Origin of the sequence: Nocardiopsis suaedae (assembly GCF_027706745.1) — a bacterium.
GTDB classification, from domain to species: domain Bacteria; phylum Actinomycetota; class Actinomycetes; order Streptosporangiales; family Streptosporangiaceae; genus Nocardiopsis_A; species Nocardiopsis_A suaedae.
This window is the reverse complement of record NZ_JAQFWP010000023.1, coordinates 21,185-40,160: the sequence shown is the minus strand read 5'-3', so window position 1 is coordinate 40,160 and position 18,976 is coordinate 21,185. Positions and strand designations below refer to the sequence as shown.

20 protein-coding genes are annotated in these 18,976 nt (G+C 74.2%); 11 read left to right on the top strand and 9 right to left on the bottom strand.

What is annotated here, in order from left to right; translation table 11 throughout:
- Positions 1–68 precede the first annotated feature (68 nt).
- Positions 69–1,142, top strand: coding sequence for a phosphoribosylformylglycinamidine cyclo-ligase (gene purM / locus O4U47_RS13910; protein WP_270678264.1), 1,074 nt, complete (start codon positions 69–71; stop codon positions 1,140–1,142).
- A 126-nt stretch (positions 1,143–1,268) separates the two neighbouring features.
- On the opposite strand, the gene O4U47_RS13905 is transcribed toward purM, so the two are convergent.
- Positions 1,269–1,532 carry a DUF3073 domain-containing protein gene (locus O4U47_RS13905; protein WP_270678263.1) on the bottom strand — a complete coding sequence of 88 codons (264 nt, stop codon included), beginning with the start codon at positions 1,530–1,532 and terminating at the stop codon, positions 1,269–1,271.
- 230 nt (positions 1,533–1,762) lie between these two features.
- On the opposite strand from O4U47_RS13905, the gene O4U47_RS13900 reads away from it, so the two are divergent.
- Both O4U47_RS13900 and bldC read left to right on the top strand, forming a co-directional pair.
- Positions 1,763–2,614, top strand: coding sequence for a hypothetical protein (locus O4U47_RS13900; RefSeq protein WP_270678262.1), 852 nt, complete (start codon positions 1,763–1,765; stop codon positions 2,612–2,614).
- A 781-nt stretch (positions 2,615–3,395) separates the two neighbouring features.
- Entirely contained in the window at positions 3,396–3,599 is a 204-nt protein-coding gene (gene bldC / locus O4U47_RS13895; RefSeq protein ID WP_011293174.1) for a developmental transcriptional regulator BldC, read from the top strand.
- Positions 3,600–3,768: 169 nt separating this feature from the next.
- Here the strand turns inward: bldC and O4U47_RS13890 are convergent, their stop codons facing one another.
- The 6 genes from O4U47_RS13890 to O4U47_RS13865 form a co-directional block, all read right to left on the bottom strand.
- Complete coding sequence (locus O4U47_RS13890; RefSeq protein ID WP_270678261.1) at positions 3,769–4,524, bottom strand: ABC transporter ATP-binding protein; 756 nt, start codon at positions 4,522–4,524, stop codon at positions 3,769–3,771.
- Positions 4,521–5,390, bottom strand: a complete 870-nt coding sequence (locus tag O4U47_RS13885; RefSeq protein ID WP_270678260.1) for an ABC transporter ATP-binding protein — start codon at positions 5,388–5,390, stop codon at positions 4,521–4,523. The genes O4U47_RS13890 and O4U47_RS13885 overlap by 4 nt, the downstream gene beginning before the upstream one ends.
- A complete protein-coding gene (locus O4U47_RS13880) occupies positions 5,387–6,271 on the bottom strand; it encodes an ABC transporter permease (RefSeq protein WP_270678259.1) in 885 nt (294 codons plus the stop codon). Before O4U47_RS13880 ends, O4U47_RS13885 begins: the two co-directional genes overlap by 4 nt.
- A gap of 15 nt (positions 6,272–6,286) precedes the next feature.
- On the bottom strand, positions 6,287–7,252 hold the full coding sequence (locus O4U47_RS13875; protein WP_270678258.1) for an ABC transporter permease: 966 nt from the start codon (positions 7,250–7,252) through the stop codon (positions 6,287–6,289).
- 93 nt (positions 7,253–7,345) lie between these two features.
- On the bottom strand, positions 7,346–8,902 hold the full coding sequence (locus tag O4U47_RS13870) for an ABC transporter substrate-binding protein (RefSeq protein WP_270678257.1): 1,557 nt from the start codon (positions 8,900–8,902) through the stop codon (positions 7,346–7,348).
- A gap of 151 nt (positions 8,903–9,053) precedes the next feature.
- Positions 9,054–9,419: a YkvA family protein gene (locus tag O4U47_RS13865; RefSeq protein ID WP_270678256.1), complete on the bottom strand. Its 366-nt coding sequence runs from the start codon at positions 9,417–9,419 to the stop codon at positions 9,054–9,056.
- A gap of 117 nt (positions 9,420–9,536) precedes the next feature.
- Between O4U47_RS13865 and O4U47_RS13860 the strand changes: the two genes are divergently transcribed.
- The 7 genes from O4U47_RS13860 to O4U47_RS13830 all read left to right on the top strand — a co-directional run bounded on the left by O4U47_RS13860 (position 9,537) and on the right by O4U47_RS13830 (position 15,329).
- Positions 9,537–10,451 carry an N-acetylmuramoyl-L-alanine amidase gene (locus tag O4U47_RS13860; protein ID WP_270678255.1) on the top strand — a complete coding sequence of 305 codons (915 nt, stop codon included), beginning with the start codon at positions 9,537–9,539 and terminating at the stop codon, positions 10,449–10,451.
- A gap of 121 nt (positions 10,452–10,572) precedes the next feature.
- Positions 10,573–11,082 (top strand): DivIVA domain-containing protein, encoded by a 510-nt coding sequence (locus O4U47_RS13855; RefSeq protein WP_270678254.1) that lies wholly within the window; start codon positions 10,573–10,575, stop codon positions 11,080–11,082.
- A gap of 70 nt (positions 11,083–11,152) precedes the next feature.
- Positions 11,153–11,869 carry a DivIVA domain-containing protein gene (locus tag O4U47_RS13850; protein WP_270678253.1) on the top strand — a complete coding sequence of 239 codons (717 nt, stop codon included), beginning with the start codon at positions 11,153–11,155 and terminating at the stop codon, positions 11,867–11,869.
- Between the two features lie 121 nt (positions 11,870–11,990).
- Positions 11,991–12,728, top strand: a complete 738-nt coding sequence (locus O4U47_RS13845) for a Uma2 family endonuclease (RefSeq protein WP_270678252.1) — start codon at positions 11,991–11,993, stop codon at positions 12,726–12,728.
- 198 nt (positions 12,729–12,926) lie between these two features.
- Complete coding sequence (locus O4U47_RS13840; RefSeq protein ID WP_270678251.1) at positions 12,927–13,157, top strand: DUF6504 family protein; 231 nt, start codon at positions 12,927–12,929, stop codon at positions 13,155–13,157.
- A gap of 50 nt (positions 13,158–13,207) precedes the next feature.
- Entirely contained in the window at positions 13,208–13,885 is a 678-nt protein-coding gene (locus tag O4U47_RS13835) for a response regulator transcription factor (RefSeq protein WP_270678250.1), read from the top strand.
- A 13-nt stretch (positions 13,886–13,898) separates the two neighbouring features.
- Positions 13,899–15,329: a HAMP domain-containing sensor histidine kinase gene (locus O4U47_RS13830; RefSeq protein ID WP_270678249.1), complete on the top strand. Its 1,431-nt coding sequence runs from the start codon at positions 13,899–13,901 to the stop codon at positions 15,327–15,329.
- A gap of 24 nt (positions 15,330–15,353) precedes the next feature.
- Here the strand turns inward: O4U47_RS13830 and O4U47_RS13825 are convergent, their stop codons facing one another.
- The gene (locus O4U47_RS13825; RefSeq protein WP_270678248.1) at positions 15,354–16,304 is read right to left on the bottom strand and encodes a TAXI family TRAP transporter solute-binding subunit; all 951 of its coding nucleotides are present in this window, start codon (positions 16,302–16,304) and stop codon (positions 15,354–15,356) included.
- Between the two features lie 250 nt (positions 16,305–16,554).
- On the opposite strand from O4U47_RS13825, the gene O4U47_RS13820 reads away from it, so the two are divergent.
- Entirely contained in the window at positions 16,555–18,099 is a 1,545-nt protein-coding gene (locus O4U47_RS13820; protein ID WP_270678247.1) for an SLC13 family permease, read from the top strand.
- Positions 18,100–18,253: 154 nt separating this feature from the next.
- On the opposite strand, the gene O4U47_RS13815 is transcribed toward O4U47_RS13820, so the two are convergent.
- Complete coding sequence (locus tag O4U47_RS13815) at positions 18,254–18,931, bottom strand: helix-turn-helix domain-containing protein (RefSeq protein ID WP_270678246.1); 678 nt, start codon at positions 18,929–18,931, stop codon at positions 18,254–18,256.
- Between the last annotated feature and the right edge of the window lie 45 nt (positions 18,932–18,976).

Below are 18,976 nucleotides of genomic sequence, written 5' to 3'. Positions count from 1 at the left end.
GACCGCGCACGGGCCCGCGGCGGGTCCGGCGCGCACCGCCCCCGTTGACGACCTTGAGAGGTATTCCCGTGGCACAGGGCGCCGACCCCGCCGGGTCCCCGTCGGCCTACGCCGCCGCCGGCGTCGACATCGCCGCCGGAGAGCGCGCGGTCGACCTGATGAAGCGGCACGTGGCGCGCACGGCCCGGCCCGAGCAGATGGCCGACGCCAGCGGCTTCGCCGGGCTGTTCCGGCTGGACGTGTCCAAGTACACCGCCCCGGTGCTGGCCACCTCGACCGACGGCGTCGGCACGAAGGTGATGCTCGCCCAGGAGCTGGACGCACACGGCACCATCGGGCAGGACCTGGTGGCCATGGTGGTGGACGACCTGGTGGTCGCCGGGGCCGAACCGCTCTACATGACCGACTACATCGCCGTGGGCAAGGTGGTCCCCGAGCGCGTCGCCGAGATCGTCGGCGGCATCGCCGAGGGCTGCGCCCGGGCCGGGTGCGCGCTCATCGGCGGCGAGACCGCCGAGCACCCGGGGGCGATGGGGCCGGGCGAGTACGACCTGGCCGGGGCCGCCACCGGCGTGGTGGAGGCCGACGCCGTCCTGGGCCCGGACCGGGTGCGCCCGGGCGACGCCGTGATCGCGATGGCCTCCTCCGGCCCGCACTCCAACGGCTACTCGCTGATCCGCCGGGTGGTGGACACCGCCGGGCTGGACCTGCGCGCGCACGTCCCCGCGTTCGGCCGCACCCTCGGCGAGGAGCTGCTGGAGCCCACCCGCATCTACGCCAAGGACTGCCTGGAGCTGGCCGAGCGGGTCGGGGTGCACGCCTTCGCGCACATCACCGGCGGCGGGCTGGCCGCCAACCTGGAGCGCTCGCTTCCGCCCACCGCCGACGCCGACGTGGACCGCTCCACCTGGGCTCCGCAGCCGGTGTTCGGCCTGATCGCCGATGAGGGCGGCGTCGAGCGCGCGGACATGGAGTCCGCCTTCAACATGGGCGTGGGCATGGCGGCCCTGGTCGACGGCGCCGACGCCGACGCGGCGCTGGAGCTGCTGGCCGACCGGGGCGTGCCCGCCTGGCGCGCCGGGACCGTGACGGAGGGGTCGGGCCGGGTGCGCATGCACGGGTCCTACCGGGAGCACGCGTGAGGGGCGCTCCCCTCGGGGAGCGCCCCTCCTGCGCTTCCGCAGACAGGCATGGCCGGAACGACCCACCGGAGCGGCTCGGCCCGGCTATGCCTGTCTGCGCGCCCGTACGCCCGTGCGCGCGGGCTGCTAGCGGACGTCCTCTGAGCGGCCGGACCCCTCATCCGAGGGACCGTCGGGCGAGGAGTACCGCTCCGCCAGATCGGCGTAGCGCTCGACCAGGTCGTCGTAAGGCTCTTGATCCGGGCCCCCCGCCGAATCCGACGGCGCCCCGTTCTCGTCCTCAGCGACACCCAGCTCCGACCGCAGCCGATCGAGGTCGGTCCCGCCGGTGCTGTACTTCAGCCTCCGAGCGACCTTCTGCTGCTTGGCCTTGGCTCGGCCGCGCCCCATTGGCTCGACCCCCTCAACGAATGGGTAAACCCCAGATCACTAGCAAAACCGCAATGCCGGGCTGACGACCGTCAGCGCACTGACGACTGGCGCCAGCTTACGTACGGATACAACCGTACCCGGTTTACAACCGACCTGCCTACGCCGCCCACGCCTAACGGACGCGATACCGCACACGGGCCGCCCGGGGACGGGTGCCCCGCCGCCGTGTCGTATGCCAGGATGCGATCGTGCTGCCCTACACCGCCTATCTCCGCGTATACCAGCCCTTGGAGGCGTTTCCCAGCGCAGAGCGCGCGTACTGGAAGGAGTACGCCGATTCCGCGGACCGGCCGCGCAGGGTCGAGGCGCTGGCGGCCGAGCACCGGGACAGCCTGCGGCGGCTGGCGTCGGCGCCGCCGGTCCCCGCCCCCCGGGCCGAGAGCGGCGACGCCTACGTGCGGCGGATGGGCGGGCGCACCTACATCTGCCCGTGGCAGACCCGGCTGCGCTCCTGGCTGGGGCTGCGCGAGTTCCGCGACGCGACCCCGGCCCGGCTGCGCCCGGCCTATCTCCCCGACAGCGTGTGCGAGGACGCCGACGAGGCCTTCCGCCGCTGGCGCGAGCGCGGTGAACCGCTGCGCACCCGCATCCTGACGAGCACCTGGACGGTCCCGCTGCCGTGGTTCGCGCCGTTCGCCCCCGAGGAGCGGTGCCTGATGCTGGACCGGGGCGCGGACTCGGTCGCGGCGCCGCCGCGGGTCCTGCTGTACGTGACCGAGGTGGCGCGCGCCCGTGAGCGTCTGGAGCGCGTGGTGGGGGTGCTGCAGGAGCACGTGGGCGACAGCGCCCCGCTGGCCGGCGCCGAGCGGCTGGAGGACTGGCTGGCGGCGGTGGCGCACCCGGAGGCGCTGCTCGAGCTGGACTACGGCGGCCTGGTGTACCTGCTCGACGACGAGGCGCTGCGCGAGGACGAGTCGGTCGCCGAGATCGACGCCGCCGTGAACGGGCTGGACAACGGCGAGGACGAGCTGGCGGTGGCGATGTACCAGCGGGTCACCGGGCGCTGGAAGGCGGTCCAGGCCCTGGAGCACGCCAACTAGCCCCCGGCCCGAGCCGGACCCCCGTCGATCGCGGCGGACCGGGGGCATCGCGGAGGGCAACGGACGGTCACGTGTCGGCACGGTCCGCGTGTGATTCCGGCGCGTCCGAACATGAGATTCCCTCGCGTCCGGGACCCCGCGCCACGCCCGGGGGCAACCTGGTGTACCAGGTTTCTCACGCAGTGCCACTAATTTCTTCGCACGTCAGGCCAGGTCAAGCCGGGGCGAGCTTCCCAAGTCGGCATCATCGCCGACGAAAGTGGGCATACCAGTCGATAGACAACCACATAGACTGTGTCCAACCGGTCACCGAGCGCACTCTCGGTAACCGGGAGTCCGTGCCACGCGGAGGATCCGGGCATGCCGCAAGGGGGCGGTCGATGGGAGTAGACCTGGACACCGGTCACCGGCCCCTTCCCCGAGCCGACCCGGCCCCCAGGGCACGACCTGCGGACATCCCCCGCGGCGGCCCGACTCGGAGGGGTTAGCGCACGGTCCGCCGTAGCACTTTCGGTCCGCCGGATCGAGAAAAACAGGGCCGGAGAACGAAGTTTTGACCGAATACGCCACATGCCACTAAACGTGTCGCTAGAATCACTCAGCGTGACGCAGCACTTGGGCGACTTTGGGGCCTCCCATCAGACCAAGTCGCGTTAAGTGGCTGTGCAATCACCTCGGGTGATGCCAATATAGACCTAGAGGGCAATATTGGACATCCGGGCCAGGTGCCAGGATTAAGGCTCAGGATCGGCACACAGATCCAGGAGGAGAGGCCGTACACATGTCAACTCGCACGCCCGAGGCGGAGCCCCTGTTGACCCCTGCCGAGGTCGCCACCATGTTCCGCGTGGACCCCAAGACCGTCACGCGCTGGGCCAAGGCCGGCAAGCTGACCTCGATTCGGACGCTGGGCGGCCACCGCCGATACCGCGAGACGGAAGTGCGGGCGCTTCTGGCCGGGATCCCCAGCCAGCGCTCGGAGTGATCTCCCCGGCTCGTGCCGCATCCGGGGGGAGTAGGCCAGTCCCCGGGGAGGCGCACCGCCTCCCCGGACGACGCGTAGCGGGCCGCCGCCACGGCGGCCCGCTTCCGTGTTCCCCCGGCCCCTGATCCCGGGACGCCCTGGCCCGGCCCTCCCGGGATCAGGGGCCGGGTCACGGCGTCGCCGCGATCATCCCCGCCAGGACCGGGGCGCGCCGCTCGGCCTCCTCCAGGCCGATGGAGGCGGGCACATCGGCCGCCGGCCGCCCGTCCTCCAGCACCACCATCCGGTCGGCCATGCGCCGCGCCACCCGCAGGTCGTGGGTGACCATCACCAGGGTCCGGCCGTGCGCCTCGGCCTGCAGCAGGTCCAGGACGCGCTCCTGGGCCAGAACGTCCAGGCCGCTCGTGGGCTCGTCGGCCAGCAGCACCGACGGACGCACCGCCAGCGCCCGGGCCAGGGCCACCCGCTGCCGCTCGCCCCCGGAGAGGCCGGTGGGGCGCCGCCCGGCGAGAGCCGGGTCCAGGCCGACCCGCTCCAGCAGCTCGGCGACGCGTACGGCGGCCTCCCGCCGCCCCGTCCCGGCGGGGAGCGCGTCGGCGACCGCCCGCCCCGCCGTGTGCCGGGGGTCGAAGGAGCTGAGCGCGTCCTGGGGCACCCAGCCGAAGCGGCGGCGCAGCGCGCGCCGCTCCCGGTCGGGCAGGGCCCACACGTCGGGCACGCCGAACGCGCCCGCCCGCCCCTCCTGCGGCCGGTCGAGCAGCCCGGCCACCCCCACCAGGGTCGACTTGCCGGAGCCGCTGGGACCGACGACGGCCACCGCCTCCCCTTCCCCGACCACCAGGTCGACGCCGCTCAGCGCCTCGACACGGCGTCGGCGGGCCCCGAGGCGGCGCACCACCCCGGCCAACTCGATCGCGGCGCTCACCGGGCGCCTCCGGCCGCCCGGGAGGCCACCGCGGCGGGAGCACCGGCCGCCGGCCCGGAGGGGGCGGGGCGGGTCCCGTCGCGTCCGCCGGGCGCCGCGGCGCGGACCAGCTCTCGAGTGAAGGGGTGCCGCGGGGAGCGCAGCACCTCGTCCGCTGGACCCGCCTCGGCGATCCTGCCGCGGTCGAGCACCGCGACCCGGTCGGCCCAGCGCGCGGCCACCGCCAGGTCGTGGGTGATCAGAAGCAGCGACCCGCCCGCCCCGGTGCGGGCGCGCAGCACGTCCAGGACGGCGGCCTGGGTGAGGGGGTCGAGGGCCGAGGTGACCTCGTCGGCGATGAGCAGCCGCGGCTCCAGCACGCAGGCCAGGGCCAGGGCCACGCGCTGCGCCTGGCCGCCGGACAGCTCGAAGGGGTAGGCCCGCCACAGGCGTTCGGGATCCTCCAGCCCGGCTCCGCGCAGGGCGGCCAGGCCCCGCGCCCGCCGCCGGCTCCGCTCGGCGCCGTGCGCCTTGAGGGCCTCCTTCAGGTGCGCCCCGACGGTGACCGTCGGGTTGAGGCTGGCCTGCGCCTCCTGGAAGGCGTGGCCGATTCCGGGGCCGCGCAGGGCGCGCATCCGGCCGGGCGGCAGCGACAGCAGGTCGGCGGCGGTGCCGTCCCAGGAGGTGAACCGGGCGGCACCGGAGCGGGCGGCCCCCTCGGGGAGCAGGCCGGTCAGGGCGCGCGCGGTCAGGCTCTTGCCGCTGCCGCTGCGCCCCACCAGGGCCGTCGCCTCCCCGGCGCGCAGCACCAGGTCGAGGCCGTCGACGACGCGGCGGCCGCCGACGTCCACCCGCAGGCCGGACACGTCCAGGACGGGCGCGGTCACCAGGTCCTCCCCTCCCCGGCGCCGGGGCGCTCCAGGCCGGTGGAGACGGCGTTCACGGCGATGATCGTGGCCACGATGGCCCCGGCCGGCAGGGCGACCGTGTACCACTGGCCGGTGAGCAGCAGGGCGCGCGCGTCGGTGAGCATGTTCCCCCAGCTCGGGATGTTCGGCGGGATGCCGAGTCCGAGGAAGCTGAGCGTGGACTCGGTCAGGATGGCGTGGCCGACCTCGAAGGCGGCGACGGCGGCGACCGGCGGCAGGGCGTTGGGCACCAGGTGCCGCAGCAGGACGCGGGTGCGCGAGTGCCCCAGGGAGCGGGCGGCGCGCACGAACGGCCGCTCGCGCAGCGCCCGCACCTCGGCACGGGCGATGAGGGCGACCGGCATCCAGCCGGTGGCGGCGATCGCCAGCACCACGGTGGCCGGGGACGGCCCGGCGACGGCGGCGAGGGTCAGGGCGACCAGGATCATCGGCAGCGCCAGCAGGGCGTCGGCGACGCGGGTGACCAGCGCGTCGACCCAGCGGGGCGCGAGCGCCGCCGCGGCGCCGAGGGCCGTCCCGGCGACGACGGTCAGGAGGGCGGCGGACGCGCCGACGAGCAGCGAGTACCGGGCGCCGTACAGCATGCGGGAGAGCAGGTCCCGCCCGAGCTGGTCGGTGCCGAGCGGGTGCCCCGGGGATCCCGGCGGCAGGCCGGTGGCGGAGGTGTCGGTGGCCAGCGGGTCGTGCCCGGCCAGGAGGGGGGCGAGGGCGGCGGCCAGGACCATGGCCGCCAGCACCGCGAGCCCGGCGGCGAGCCCGCCGCGGCCCCGCACCCGGGGGGCGAGGAGCGCGGCGGGGGTGGCGGCCCGCGGGGCGAGCGGGGCGGTGGTCCGGCTCATGTCACGCCTCTCATGTCACGCCTCCCCGACGAGTCGGACCCGCGGGTCGAGGCGGGCCGCGGCGATGTCGGCCGCCAGGTTGGCCGCCACCACGATGGCGCCGGTGACCAGCACGACCGCCAGCAGCACCGGGTAGTCCTGCGTCTGCGCGGCCTCCAGGGCCAGCCGCCCCAGGCCCGGCCACGCGAACACCACCTCCACCGCGTAGGCCCCCGCGAGGAGCTGGGCGACCCCGACGCCGAAGCGCGCCGCGAACGGAACCAGCCCCGGCTTCAGCACGTGCCGCAGGCGCACCGCGCCCGGGGGCACCCCGCGCGCGTGCGCCGCGGCCACGTGCGGCGACGAGCGGACCCGGCGCACCCCGGTCTCCACCAGGCGCACGTAGACGCCGAAGTGGTGGCCGAGCGTCAGGGCGAGCGCCGGGAGCACCACCGACACCGCCACGGTCGCGGCGTCGGGCGGCTGCCCGGGGCGCCCGAGGCCGCCCGAGGGGAACCAGCCCAGCCACACCGACCCCGCGAAGAGCAGCAGCAGCGCGGCCACGAAGCCGGGTAGGCCCCCGAGGGCGAACACCGCCAGGCCGATGCCCCGGCGCACCGCCTCGGAGCGGGCCAGTCCGGCGGCCAGCCCCAGCGCGACGGCCCCGACGAGGCTGAACACGGTGGCGGCGGCCGCCAGCAGCAGCGTCCACGGCAGGGCGTCGGCCACCTGGTCGGCGACCGGGCGCCCGGTCATGTACGAGGAGCCGAGGTCGCCGGTGACGACCCCGCCGAGCCAGTCGGCGTACCGGACCGGGAGCGGGGCGTCCAGGCCCATGGCGGCGCGCGCGGCCGCCACGTCGGCGTCGGGCACGGGCCGCCCGCCCGACCGGGCCTCCAGCACCGACCGCGCGGGGTCGCCGGGGGCCAGGTCGAGCATGAGGAAGCAGAACACCGACAGCGCGGCGAGCACGGCCAGCGCCGTGCCCGCCCTGCGGAGCACGAATCCGGTGACGGCGGTCTCCTCTCACTCGTGGCGGGGCCGGGAGGGAGCCGGCCCCGCCAGGCCTGGCGGCCCCGGCGGCCCCGTCGGGCCTCAGCCGGAGTAGCTCCACTCCTCCGCGTTCCAGAAGAAGCCGTAGCCGTGGTGGGCCAGCGTCCGCTCCTCGGGGCCCACCAGGTTCTCGGGCACGGCGTTCACGGCGTCCAGGTAGGAGACGAAGACGTACGGCGGGTCCTGCGCGATCGCCTCCTGGAAGTCGGCGTAGGCGTCCGCGCGCTCATCCTCGTCGTTGGTGCTCCGCCCGGCCTCCAGGGCGGCGTCGGCGTCGTCGTCGGCGTAGCTCCCGTAGTTGGAGCCGCCGTCGGCCAGGGCCTCGCTGGAGTGGAAGGGCCCGAAGAGCGAGGTGTCCGGGTCGTAGGGGGTGCCCCAGCCGATGAGGAAGGCGTCCAGCTCGTCCCACTTGACGGCGTCGCGCGGCTGGGGGTCGGCGGTGACGTCGAAGCCCTGCTCGCGCAGCTGGGTGGCGAGGACCTCGATCATGGAGGCGCGCACGCCGTCCTCGGCGAAGGTGGTCAGGTCGAAGGCGTAGGGCTCGCCGTCCTTCTCCCAGACGCCGTCGCCGTTGAGCTCGTAGCCGTCGCCCTCCATGATCTCCTCCACCCGGTCGGGGTCGAAGGAGTACTCGGCGGCGTCGCTGTCGAACCGGGACTTGTCCAGTGGGCCGTCGGCCGGGGAGCCGAAGCCGTGCAGGACGCTGTCGATGACCGCGTCCCGGTCGACCGCGTAGTTCATGGCGGTGCGCGGCGCGGAGTCGGCGAACCGGTCGTCCGCCATGTTGAAGAGGATGCCCCGGTAGTCGGCCGTGGGGAAGCGCTCGGTGCGGTAGCCGTCGACGTCGAACCCGTCGGCCTGGCTGGGCTCCAGGTAGGCGGCGTCGACCTCGCCGTTCTGCAGGCGGATGAGCCGGGCGGCGGCGTCGGGCACATAGGCGATGGTGACAGCGTCCAGGCCGGGGGCGCCCCCGTAGTAGTCGCCGAAGGCGCTCAGGGTCGCGTACTCGCCGTGCTTCCACTCGTCCAGCTCGAACGGGCCGGTGCCGACCGGGTTCTCCCCGAACCCGGGGTCGTCGATGCCCTTATCGGCGAGCAGGTGCTCGGGGAGGATGCCGTTGGACAGGTTGTCCAGCAGGGCCGGGGTGGGCTCGCTGAGCCTCACGACGACGGTGTCGTCGCCCTCGGTCTCGACGTCCTCGACGTTGGCGTACTTGTTGCTGGTGGGCAGGTCGCCGTCGCGCACCGCCTCGATGGTGAACTCCACGTCGGCGGAGGTGAAGGGCTCGCCGTCGTGCCAGGTGACCCCGTCGCGCAGGGAGAAGGTGTAGGTCCGCCCGTCGTCGCCGACCTCCCAGCTCTCGGCCAGCGCCGGCACCACCTCGTTGTCGGCGTCGTGCGCGGTCAGGCCGCGGAAGACCATCTCGGTGACCGGGTCCAGGTGCTCGTCGACCAGGGCCGGGTTGAACGCGTCGGGCTCGTCGCCCAGGGCGTAGGTGAGCGTGTCGCCGTCGTCGGCGCCGCCGCTCTGCGCGGAGCACCCCGCGGCGGCGAGGGACACGGCGGCCCCGACGGCGGCCAGAGAACGCGAGCGGATCATGGTTCCCCACTTGTTGCGAATAATTTGCAACTACCAACAGTACGCTCCCGGCCCGCGCCGCACCCCGCCAGGGGGCCCACATCCCGCCGGACGCACCGCGGCCCCCGCCCATGACCTGGGCGGGGGCCGCTGCGGGGGGGGCGGCGGGCGCTCAGCCCACGACCCGCCCCTGGACGTACTCGTGCCCTTCCTGGCGCTCCCACTCCAGGAAGCGCTCGGTCTCCCCCATCAGCCCCGCGGCCAGCCACACCGCGACGAAGGCGTCGTCGGCGAGGCCGAACAGCGGGATGAACAGCTCGGGGACGAGGTCGACGGGGCTGACGACGTACACGAGCGCCGCCGCGAACATCAGCACACGGGAGACGGCCATCCCCGTGTAGCGCCCGGTCATCCGGGCACCCAGCATGCGGGGCACCGCCCCGGCGCGCGCCCACAGCGTCGGCTTCCCGGGCTCGATCCCCTCGTGGACCACCTGCCAGGCGGCGGCGCCCGCGGCGGCGCGGTTCGATCTGCGCATCCGACCCCCTCGGTCGTTCTCAGGGCGGGGGGCGTCCCGGCCCTCTACTCACGATATGACGCGAACGGGACGGAGTCTGTTCCCCCGGACGCCTCCGACAGGCGCTACGTTGGCCCAATGCCCCACTTCCGCCCGTTCGGTCCCACCGCCCTCGCCGCCGCTCTGCTCGTCCCCCTCGCCGGGTGCGCCTCGGTCGCGGACGGCGCCGAACCGCACCCGCACGCCCGGGTGCGCCCCGACGGGACGGCGGGGGACGGCGGCGGAACGGGGGACGGTGACAGCGGCGGCACTGACAGCGGGCACGGCGGGGACGGCGCCGACGGCGAGGACGACCGCGAAGACGGCGACGGCGGCGGCGACAAGCCCCTCAGCGGGTTCACCGTGGTCATCGACCCCGGGCACAACGGCGGCAACGCCGACGCCGCGGAGGAGATCTCCCGCATGGTCCCCGCAGGTCCGCACGACAAGGAGTGCGACACCGTCGGCGCCGAGAGCGAGAGCGGGTACGAGGAGCACGCCTTCAACCTGGACTTCTCCCGGCACATGCGCGACGAGCTGGAGAGCCGCGGGGCCGAGGTGGTGCTCACCCGCCAGGACGGCGACGGGGTCGGGCCGTGCATCGACGAGCGCGCCGAGATCGGCAACGAGGCCGGCGCCGACGCGGCCGTGTCGGTGCACGCCGACGGCGGCCCGGAGAGCGGCCGCGGGTTCCACGTGATCGCGCCCGGTGAGCTGGACGGCTTCACCGACGACATCGCCGGGCCGTCGATGCGCCTGGCCGAGGAGCTGCGCGACACCTTCGAGGCGGACGCGGGCGTGCCGACCGCCGACTACCTCGCCGAGGACGGCCTGGACGAGCGCACCGACCTGGGCGGGCTGAACATGTCGGACGTGCCGAAGGTGTTCCTGGAGGCGGGGAACATGCGCAACGCCGACGACGCCGAACTGCTGGAGGACGCCCGGTGGCGGGAGGAGGCCGCGGCGGTCGCGGCGGACGGGGTCGCCGCGTTCCTCCTCGCCGAAGAGGGCTGACCGGAGCCCGCGGCCGGGGCGGCCGGGGCGCGGCCAGGGCCGCACGGCCGGGAGGAGCGGCCGGGACCGGCCGCCCACCGCCCCGGGTGCACCGCTCCCCCGATCCGGCATGATTCGGTACATGTCTGATCTTCCCCCACAGCTCTCCCAGCTCTTCGGGCCCGAGCGCCCCACCTTCGACGTCACCCTCCGCGGCTACCACCGCGGCCAGGTCGACGCGCTCGTCGAGCGCCTGTGGTCCGGCCCGGCCGCGACCGCGCGGGAGGTGCGCGGCGCCGCGTTCGACGTCGCTCTGCGCGGTTACGACCAGGCGCAGGTCGACGCCTTCACCGAGCAGGCCGCGGCCCGCCTGGAGGAGGGCGCCCCCGACGACACCGGAGCCGCCTCCTCGGCCGACCCCTCGGCCGAACCGTCCGCCGCCCCCGACGAGACGCCCGAGTTCGACATCGCCATGCGCGGATACGACCGCTTCCAGGTGCAGGAGCTCATCGAGCGCTACCTCCGGAGCGACCCCGCACTGACCGCCGAGGACCTGGCCTCGCCCCGCCTCGGCACGGTCCTGCGCGGGTACCACCGCGACCAGGTGGACGCCTACCTGGCTGCCGCCGCGGAGCGCCTGCAGGGCCGCTGAGCAGCCGCTCGACACCGCGCACCCCGGGGTGGAGCAGGCGAACCGACCGATGGGTCGGCACAATGGGGACATGCCTCTGACACCCGCCGACATCAGGAACAAGCGCTTCACCCTGGTGCGCTTGCGCCCCGGATACAACGAGGACGACGTCGACGCGCTCCTGGACCGGATCGAGGAAGCCTTCGCCGTGCTGCAGCGCGGCCGCGCCGAGGAGCCGGTGATCACCGCCTCGGAGGTGGAGGAGTCGGTCTTCCGCGGCACCCGGCTGACGCCCGGTTACAAGGAGGACGAGGTCGACGACTTCCTCGACCAGGTCGTGTCCGAACTGCGCGCGGCAGGGCTGTCGCGGCCGGGCGACACGCCGCGGTCCGGCACGGGCGCGACGGCCGCTCCGATGGACGCGGGTGCGCCGGTCGCGCCGCCGGAGCCGCCGCGTCCCGACGGTGCCGGGGCCGGGGCCGGTGTCGGCGGCGCCCCTCAGGCCCCGCACGGGGCGCCGCAGGGGGCGATGACGCCCGAGCACGTCCGCAACAAGCGGTTCGCCACCACGCGCCTGACCACGGGTTACAACGAGGACGAGGTGGACGCGTTCCTGGACAGCGCCGAAGTCACCGTGGGGGCGCTGCTCAACGGCCGCCCGGACCGGGCCCTGCTCGCCGCGTCCGACGTGGAGCGGGTCCGCTTCTCGACCACACGCGCGCGCCCCGGCTACGACCCCGCCCAGGTCGACGCGTTCCTCGACGAACTCGCCACCGAACTCCGCCGATACGAGCCGGGAGGCCACTGAGCACCGCCCGCGCGGCGGACCTCACGGTCCTTCCCCGGCGGAGACGGGTCCCCGTAATGTAAGGAACGCCGGACATCGTCACTACTCGCTGCCACCTTCCTGCCTCAGGAGGTGGCGCAGCATGGGAAGCGCTTTGATCGAGCAGAAGCCCGAGGAGCAGAAGGCCGAGAAGAAGTCCCCGCGCACCACGACTCCGCGCGCGAAGGCCCCCGAGCCGTCCGAGCCCCCTGAGTCCCCTCAGACCCAGGAAGCCCAGGAGGCCGTAGAGGCCCCCTCGCCCACGCCTTCGCGGGCCGAGTCACGGTGGGAGCTCCTGCTGCGCACCTGGCAGGAAATCGACATGCCCGACGGTTGGCGGGCTGAGATCCGTGAGGCAGGAATCGTCTTGGTCCCCCCACCCGCCCCGGCGCACAACGACATAGCCGCTCTCATCAGCGCCCAGCTCCACGACGTGCTTCCCAGGCACATCGCCGTCCATCAGGGAACCCCTGTCGCCATCCCCGACCAGGAACGAATGCGCGCCCCCGACCTCATGGCCTTCCCCCGGAGCGCGCTCCCCCAGAGGCGCGGGGAAGGTGTCGACCCCGCGGAGGTCCTGCTCGTCGTCGAGATCGCCTCCAAGAGCAACGCCGACGATGACCGAACCGCCAAACGGTACGAGTACGCAGGAGCCGGGGTCCCGCTCTACCTGCTCATCGACGGCTACGACAAGCGCGGCTCATCCATCTCGCTCTTCTCCACACCCCGTGACGGCGACTACGACGCCCGTACGACCGTCGAGTGGGGGAAGCCGATCGAGCTGCCCGAGCCGTTCGCGTGCTCCTTGGAGTCCTCCGAGTTCCGGGTGCCGCTGGACTGAAACGCCCGGAGCCCCTCTGCCGCGACACGCCCGGGACGCCGTCGTTCCGGATCGGTTCGTGCGTCGCCGAGCAGCGCCGATATCGCCGCCGACGCCCCGACTCCGCCCGCACCGGCGCGTTCGCGGGGCCGTTGCCCCTAGGGTGAGCCCCGGCGCGGACCACTGCGAATGCGAACATCCGTTCGATACTCTGCCCCGGTGAGTCTCTTCAACGAACGGATCGACGTCCGCACGACCTCTTCCGGCCGCCCCTCGCTCTTCGCCTGGCGGGGGCGCCTCTACCGGGTTCAGCGCGTCATCGGCCACTGGGAGGGCGCGGTCGACCTCGTCCGCGTCGCCGCCGAGTCCGATCAGGGCGAGCCCAGCATCGCCGACATCTCGGTCGACCGCGCCACCGAAGACTGGACGATGCGCCACCACTGGAGCTGACCGGGGCGAACGGGGACCGTTCCGCCGGAACGGGCCTACGATGGTCCGCGATGCGCATACTCGTGGTCGAGGACGACGACCGGGTCGCGCGCGGGCTGGTGACGGCGCTGCGCAACGCCCGGTACGACGTCGAGCGCGCGGCGACCGCCCAGCGCGCGCTGCAGGCGGGCCCCGCCGACGTCGTCCTGCTCGACCTCGGACTGCCCGACGCCGACGGCATCGACCTGCTGCGGCGGCTGCGCGAGCGGCCCGGCACGGCGATCATCGCCGTCACCGCCCGTGCCGAGGAGCGCGAACGGGTGCGCGGTCTGCGCGCCGGCGCCGACGACTACGTGGTCAAGCCCTTCGGTATCGCCGAACTGCTCGCCCGGGTGGAAGCGGTCCTGCGCCGCACCCGGGCCGAGCGGGCCTCCGCACCGCCCGGCGACCGGCTGCGGGTGGGGGCGCTCGCCGTGGACCCGGGGCTGCGCCTCGCCGAGCTGGACGGCGCGCCGCTGTCGCTCACCCGAAAGGAGTTCGACGTGCTCGCGCTGCTGACGGCGCGGGCCCCGGCGGTGGTCGGCCGGGACGCCATCCTCGACCAGGTGTGGGGGACCTCCTGGGAGTCGTCCTCGCGCACCCTGGACACGCACATCGCCGCACTGCGCGGCAAGCTCGCCGGGGCGGTGCTGATCCGCACCGTGCGCGGGGTCGGCTACCGGCTGGCCCCCGCCGGCGAGGGCGACTGAGCGGGGCCGCGCCGTGCTGCGCCGCCTCCTCGCCCTGCTGGTGCCGATCGCCTTCCTGATCACCGCGTCGCTCGCGGTGCCGCTGGGCGCGGTCACCGCGCAGCGGCAGACCCAGGAGATGTACGTGGACCGGCTCAATGACGCGGGCCGGTTCGCGTCGCTGGGCTCCACCGCGCTGCGCACCGGCCGGGTGGAGGGGCTGCGCGGCGAGCTGGAGCGGTACGAGGACCTGTACGGCGCGCGGGTGGCCGTGGTCGACCCGTCGGGGCGGCCGGTGCTGGCCTCGTCCCCGGACGCGGCGCGCGCGGCCCGGGGCCAGGAGGAGGCCCACCGGGCGCTGGGCGGGTTCCGCCCGGCGCCGCCGACGGCGGTGTGGCCGTGGTCCACGGAGGACCTGGTGATCGCCGAACCCATCGGCCGTGACAGCGGGGTGGAGGGGGCGGTGCTGATCTCCGCGCCCACGGGAGAGCTGCGGGAGCGGATCCTGGGCTCGTGGGCGCTGCTGGGGGCGTTGTCCATGGTGCCGCTGGGGGTGCTGTCGGCGGTGGCGTGGCCGCTGTCGCGGTGGGTGCTCCGGCCGGTGCGGCGGCTGGACGAGGCGACCGCGGCGATCTCCGAGGGCGACCTGTCGGTACGCGCCGACCGGGTGGGCGGGCCGCCGGAGCTGCGCCGCCTGGCGGCGTCGTTCAACGCCATGGTGGACGCGGTGGAGCGGGCGCTGCACCGGCAGCGGGCGTTCGTCTCCGACGCCTCCCACCAGCTGCGCAACCCGCTGGCGAGCCTGCGGCTGGCGGTGGAGAACCTGGAGCCGCACGTGAGCGGCGAGGAGGCGCGCCAGGCGCACGCCGACGCGGTCGAGGAGGCCAAGGCGATGCACCGGCTGCTGAACTCGCTGACGGCGGCGACCCGGATGGAGAGCTTCCGCGCGTCCGAGCCGGTCGAGCTGGACGAGGTGCTGGCGACGCGGCTGACGCGGTGGCGGGCGCTGGCCGAGGTGGAGGGCATCGGCCTGGAGACCCGCGTGCCGGAGGGACTGCGCGCGCTGGCGCCCCCGGGCGGGCTGGGCAGTGTTCTGGACGAGCTGATGAGCAACGCGATCCGGTTGTCCGGCGGCGGCCGGATCCGCCTGAGCGCGTCCGCCGGGGACGGCGAAGCCGACGCGGGCGCCGACGGCGACCGCGGGGACGGGGCCCGCGGGAAGGGGTCGGTGGTGCTGCACGTGGCCGACGACGGAACCGGCCTCACCCCGGAGGAGCGCCAGAAGGCCCTGCAACGCTTCTGGCGGGGCCCACGCCACCAGAACGTGGAGGGCACGGGTCTGGGCCTGGCGATCTGCGCCGACCTGGTGGAGTCGTCCGGCGGGTCTTTGCGCCTGCTCCCCGGCCTTCCCCGCCCCGACGGGGGCTTCGGGCTGGACGTGGAGGTGCGTCTCCCGAAGGCATGACACCGCCGCCCGCCGCCCGCCGCCTCAGAGCTTCTGTTCACGGAACCAGCGCGCGGCGCCCGGGTGGAGGGGGACGTTCCCGGTCGCGATGCCCGTGCGGATGTTGATCTGGGCCGCCTCCGGGCGGCGGGCGGCCAGTTCCGAGGAGCGGGTGAACACCGTCGCGGTGACCGTCGCCGCCACGTCGTCGGGGAGGTCCGCACGGGCCAGCAGGATGTTCGGCAGGGTCAGCGTCGGCGTGGCCGCCACCCCCTCGTAGCCGCTCGCCGGGAGGATCGCGGGCAGGTACACCCCCGGCACCTCCCCCGCCATCGTGTCCGCCGCCTCACCCAGGTCCACCGCGCGCAGGCGGACCCGCCCGGCCAAGTCGGTGATGGCGGGGGTGGGGATTCCGGTGAGCGAGAACATCGCGTCGATCCGCCCCTCCTCCAGCGCCCGCGCCGACTCGGCCTGGTTCATCAGGACGCCGTCCATGCGCGCCCCGGTCGCCTCGACCAGGCGGCCCACCGTGTACTCGGTGCCCGACTCGTCGGCGCCGAACGACACCCGCCGCCCGTCCAGGTCGGCGAGCCCCTCCACATCGGAGTCGGCCCGCACCATCAGGTGCAGGTAGCTGTCGTAGAGGCGGCACAGCGCGGCCATCCCCCCGCTCCGCCCGCGCGCCGAGTCGAGGCTGACCGGCGCGATCTGCGCCGCCCCCTCCCCCAGCAGCCGCAGGTTCTCCGTCGACGCGCTGGTGCCGCGCACCTCGATCCGCGTACCGGGCAGGGTCGTGCGCAGCTCGTCGGCCAGGGCCGCGCCGATCTCCCGGTAGACGGCGCCGGGTGGCCCGGTCGCCAGCACCAGGCGCGGATAGGGCTCGGGGTCCGGGCCGGCGCAGCCTCCGGACACCGGTGCCAGCGCGCCCGCGGCCACGGCGGCCAAGGCGCCGCGCAGCACCGTGCGCCGCTCGATCGGTCCCGGTCCGGTTCCCATGTGAGCAGGATAGACATCGCCGAACGCCGACCCCCGACCGGCCGCGCCACTCACTGTGCGTTCCGGCACGAACACGGACGGCCGGGGCAATGTCAGAGGAATCCCAAGTTTTTCCGCGATGTTTGCGTGGCCCCCGCCACAGTGACCACGCTCACCCTGTGACCGCGGAGAGAGCGGGGCGTTCCCCGCGGCCACGCGCATCCCCCGTATCCGCACGATCACCGCCCCGCCATCAGAGGAGGCGCGCCCCATGTCGAGCGCCCAGGGATCCGACACCCCTGAAGCACCTGCGGCCACATCCGCCGCGAGCACGGACCCCGGAAAGCCGGGCTCCAACGGTTCGTTCACCACCAAGGCCGCCGGCCTGGCCGCCGGAGTCGCGGTGCTGGGCCTGTTCATCCTGCTGTTGCCGGACTCGCTGTCCACCGAGGGCAAGGTGACCGCCGGCATCGCCGGGCTGATGGCCGTCTGGTGGGCGACCGAGGCGATCCCGCTGGCCGCCACCGCACTGGTGCCGCTGGTGCTGTTCCCGGTGCTGCTCGGCGCGGACATCGAAGACGTCGCCGCGCCCTACGCCGACGACATCATCTTCCTGTTCATGGGCGGGTTCATGCTGGCCCTGGCCATGCAGAAGTGGAACCTGCACCGGCGGATCGCGCTGAGCATCGTCGCCGCGATGGGCAGCAGCCCGGCCATGCTGATCGCGGGCTTCATGGCGGCCACCGGCGCCATCACGATGTGGGTGAGCAACACCTCCACCACGGTCATGATGATGCCGATCGGCGTGGCCGTGATCGGCATGGTGGCGCAGCTGCGCGACGGGCGCACCGACCCCAACTTCGCGACCGCGCTGATGCTGGGCATCGCCTACTCCTCCTCCATCGGCTCGGTGGCCACGCTCATCGGCACCCCGCCCAACGCGTTCATGGTCGGCTACCTGGCCGAGAGCCACGACATCCACGTCGGCTTCGGCCAGTGGATGCTGGTCGGCCTGCCGCTGGCCGCGGTCTTCCTGGTGCTGGCCTGGCTGGTCCTGACCCGCCTGGTGTTCCCGCCGAAGATCAAGGACCTGAACGGCGGCCGCGAGCTGATCCGCGAAGAGCTGCGGGCGATGGGGCCCATGTCGCTCCAGGAGAAGATGGTCCTGGCGATGTTCCTGCTGGCCGCCGCCTCCTGGGTGAGCATCCCGCTGCTGGCCGACTCGCCCGTCGGCGAGGCCGCCCCGTGGCTGGGCTCGATCAGCGACGCCGGGATCGCGATGACCGTCGCGGTGCTGCTCTTCCTCATCCCCGCCGGCCGGGGCGACGGCTCCCGGCTGCTGGACTGGGACTCCGCCGCGCAGCTCCCCTGGGGCATCCTGCTGCTGTTCGGGGGCGGGCTGACCCTGGCCCGGCAGTTCGACGGCAGCGGCCTGAGCGCCTGGATCGGTGAGCAGGTCGGCGGCCTGCCGGTGCCGATGTGGGTGCTGGTGCTCCTCGTCGCCGCCGCGGTGCTGCTGCTGACCGAGCTGACCAGCAACACCGCCACCACCGCGACCTTCGTCCCGGTGATGGCCGGGGTGGCGGCCGGTGTGGGCGCCGACGTGATGACCCTGGTCGTCCCGGCGGTCCTGGCCGCGTCGCTGGCCTTCATGCTCCCGGTGGCCACCCCGCCCAACGCGATCGTGTTCGGCTCGGGCCACATCACCATCCGCCAGATGATGCGCGGCGGCCTCGTGCTCAACGGGATCGCCCTCGTGCTGGTCATGGTGGTGATGTACACGATCGCCGGCCGGGTCCTGGGCTTCGCCCTCTAGGGCGGCCGCGAGACGGGCCGTCCCCTCCGGACCGTCTCGCCCCGGGCGGTGTCCCGTGCGCGCATCCCCTCCCAGCGCGCGGGGCACCGCCCTCTTTCGCGCCGTGGCCGGGGCGGGCGGGGTCGGGAGCCGGGAACGGGGCCGGGGGGCGCGGTCAGCCGATGTTGAGCCAGACCGCCACGGCCGTCTCGGTGCCCTGGTTGGAGATCCGGTGCGGCGTCGTGGAGGGGTACATGATCGAGTCGCCCGGGCGCAGCTCGTGCGTCTCGAAGCCCACGTCCACGGTGAGCACGCCGCTGACCACGTTGCCGATCTCCTGGCCGCGGTGGCGCACGTACTCGGCGTTCTGGCTGGAGAACGCCCCGGGCGGGTACACCGACTCGAAATAGTTCAGTCCGGGAACACCCGCGGGGGACAGGCGCCGGTACCGCACCCCGTGGTCCAGTTCCAGGACGGCGGCCTCGTCCCGCCGGATGAGCTGCACTCCGTCGGCGGCGCCGGTGCCGCCGGGGTCCTCGGGGAACTGCGGGAACCCGGGCGCCGCGGTGTCGTCGCCGTCCCCGGCGCCCGTCGGATCCTCGCCGAAGGCCGAGGACATGGGCGCGTCCAGCTCGGTGAGGATCTGGTAGAGCCGGGTGACCGACGGGCGCATCTTGCCGCGCTCGATCTGGGAGAGGGCACTGGCGCTGATGCCGAGCCGCTTGGCCAGCACCCGCAGGGACAGGCCCCGTCGGGTGCGGAGTTCGCGGATCCGCTCGCCGAAGCGCTGTTCATCGAAACCCGCGCGGGCGAGGGCGGTGGCGGCGTTGGTGGCTTCCGGGGAGTCGTCCATGGCGCTGTTAAGTATAGATGTCGATCACGTGAAGCTATTGCTTTA

Excerpts from the sequence above, each read along its gene's own strand:
- O4U47_RS13870 (WP_270678257.1), bottom strand. The coding sequence starts at position 8,902 with ATGATCCGCTCGCGTTCTCTGGCCGCCGTCGGGGCCGCCGTGTCCCTC.
- O4U47_RS13835 (WP_270678250.1), top strand. The coding sequence starts at position 13,208 with ATGCGCATACTCGTGGTCGAGGACGACGACCGGGTCGCGCGCGGGCTG.
- O4U47_RS13845 (WP_270678252.1), top strand. The coding sequence starts at position 11,991 with ATGGGAAGCGCTTTGATCGAGCAGAAGCCCGAGGAGCAGAAGGCCGAG.
- O4U47_RS13860 (WP_270678255.1), top strand. The coding sequence starts at position 9,537 with ATGCCCCACTTCCGCCCGTTCGGTCCCACCGCCCTCGCCGCCGCTCTG.
- bldC (WP_011293174.1), top strand. The coding sequence starts at position 3,396 with ATGTCAACTCGCACGCCCGAGGCGGAGCCCCTGTTGACCCCTGCCGAG.
- O4U47_RS13905 (WP_270678263.1), bottom strand. The coding sequence starts at position 1,532 with ATGGGGCGCGGCCGAGCCAAGGCCAAGCAGCAGAAGGTCGCTCGGAGG.
- O4U47_RS13820 (WP_270678247.1), top strand. The coding sequence starts at position 16,555 with ATGTCGAGCGCCCAGGGATCCGACACCCCTGAAGCACCTGCGGCCACA.
- O4U47_RS13825 (WP_270678248.1), bottom strand. The coding sequence starts at position 16,304 with ATGGGAACCGGACCGGGACCGATCGAGCGGCGCACGGTGCTGCGCGGC.
- O4U47_RS13880 (WP_270678259.1), bottom strand. The coding sequence starts at position 6,271 with ATGAGCCGGACCACCGCCCCGCTCGCCCCGCGGGCCGCCACCCCCGCC.
- O4U47_RS13850 (WP_270678253.1), top strand. The coding sequence starts at position 11,153 with ATGCCTCTGACACCCGCCGACATCAGGAACAAGCGCTTCACCCTGGTG.
- O4U47_RS13855 (WP_270678254.1), top strand. The coding sequence starts at position 10,573 with ATGTCTGATCTTCCCCCACAGCTCTCCCAGCTCTTCGGGCCCGAGCGC.
- O4U47_RS13865 (WP_270678256.1), bottom strand. The coding sequence starts at position 9,419 with ATGCGCAGATCGAACCGCGCCGCCGCGGGCGCCGCCGCCTGGCAGGTG.
- O4U47_RS13815 (WP_270678246.1), bottom strand. The coding sequence starts at position 18,931 with ATGGACGACTCCCCGGAAGCCACCAACGCCGCCACCGCCCTCGCCCGC.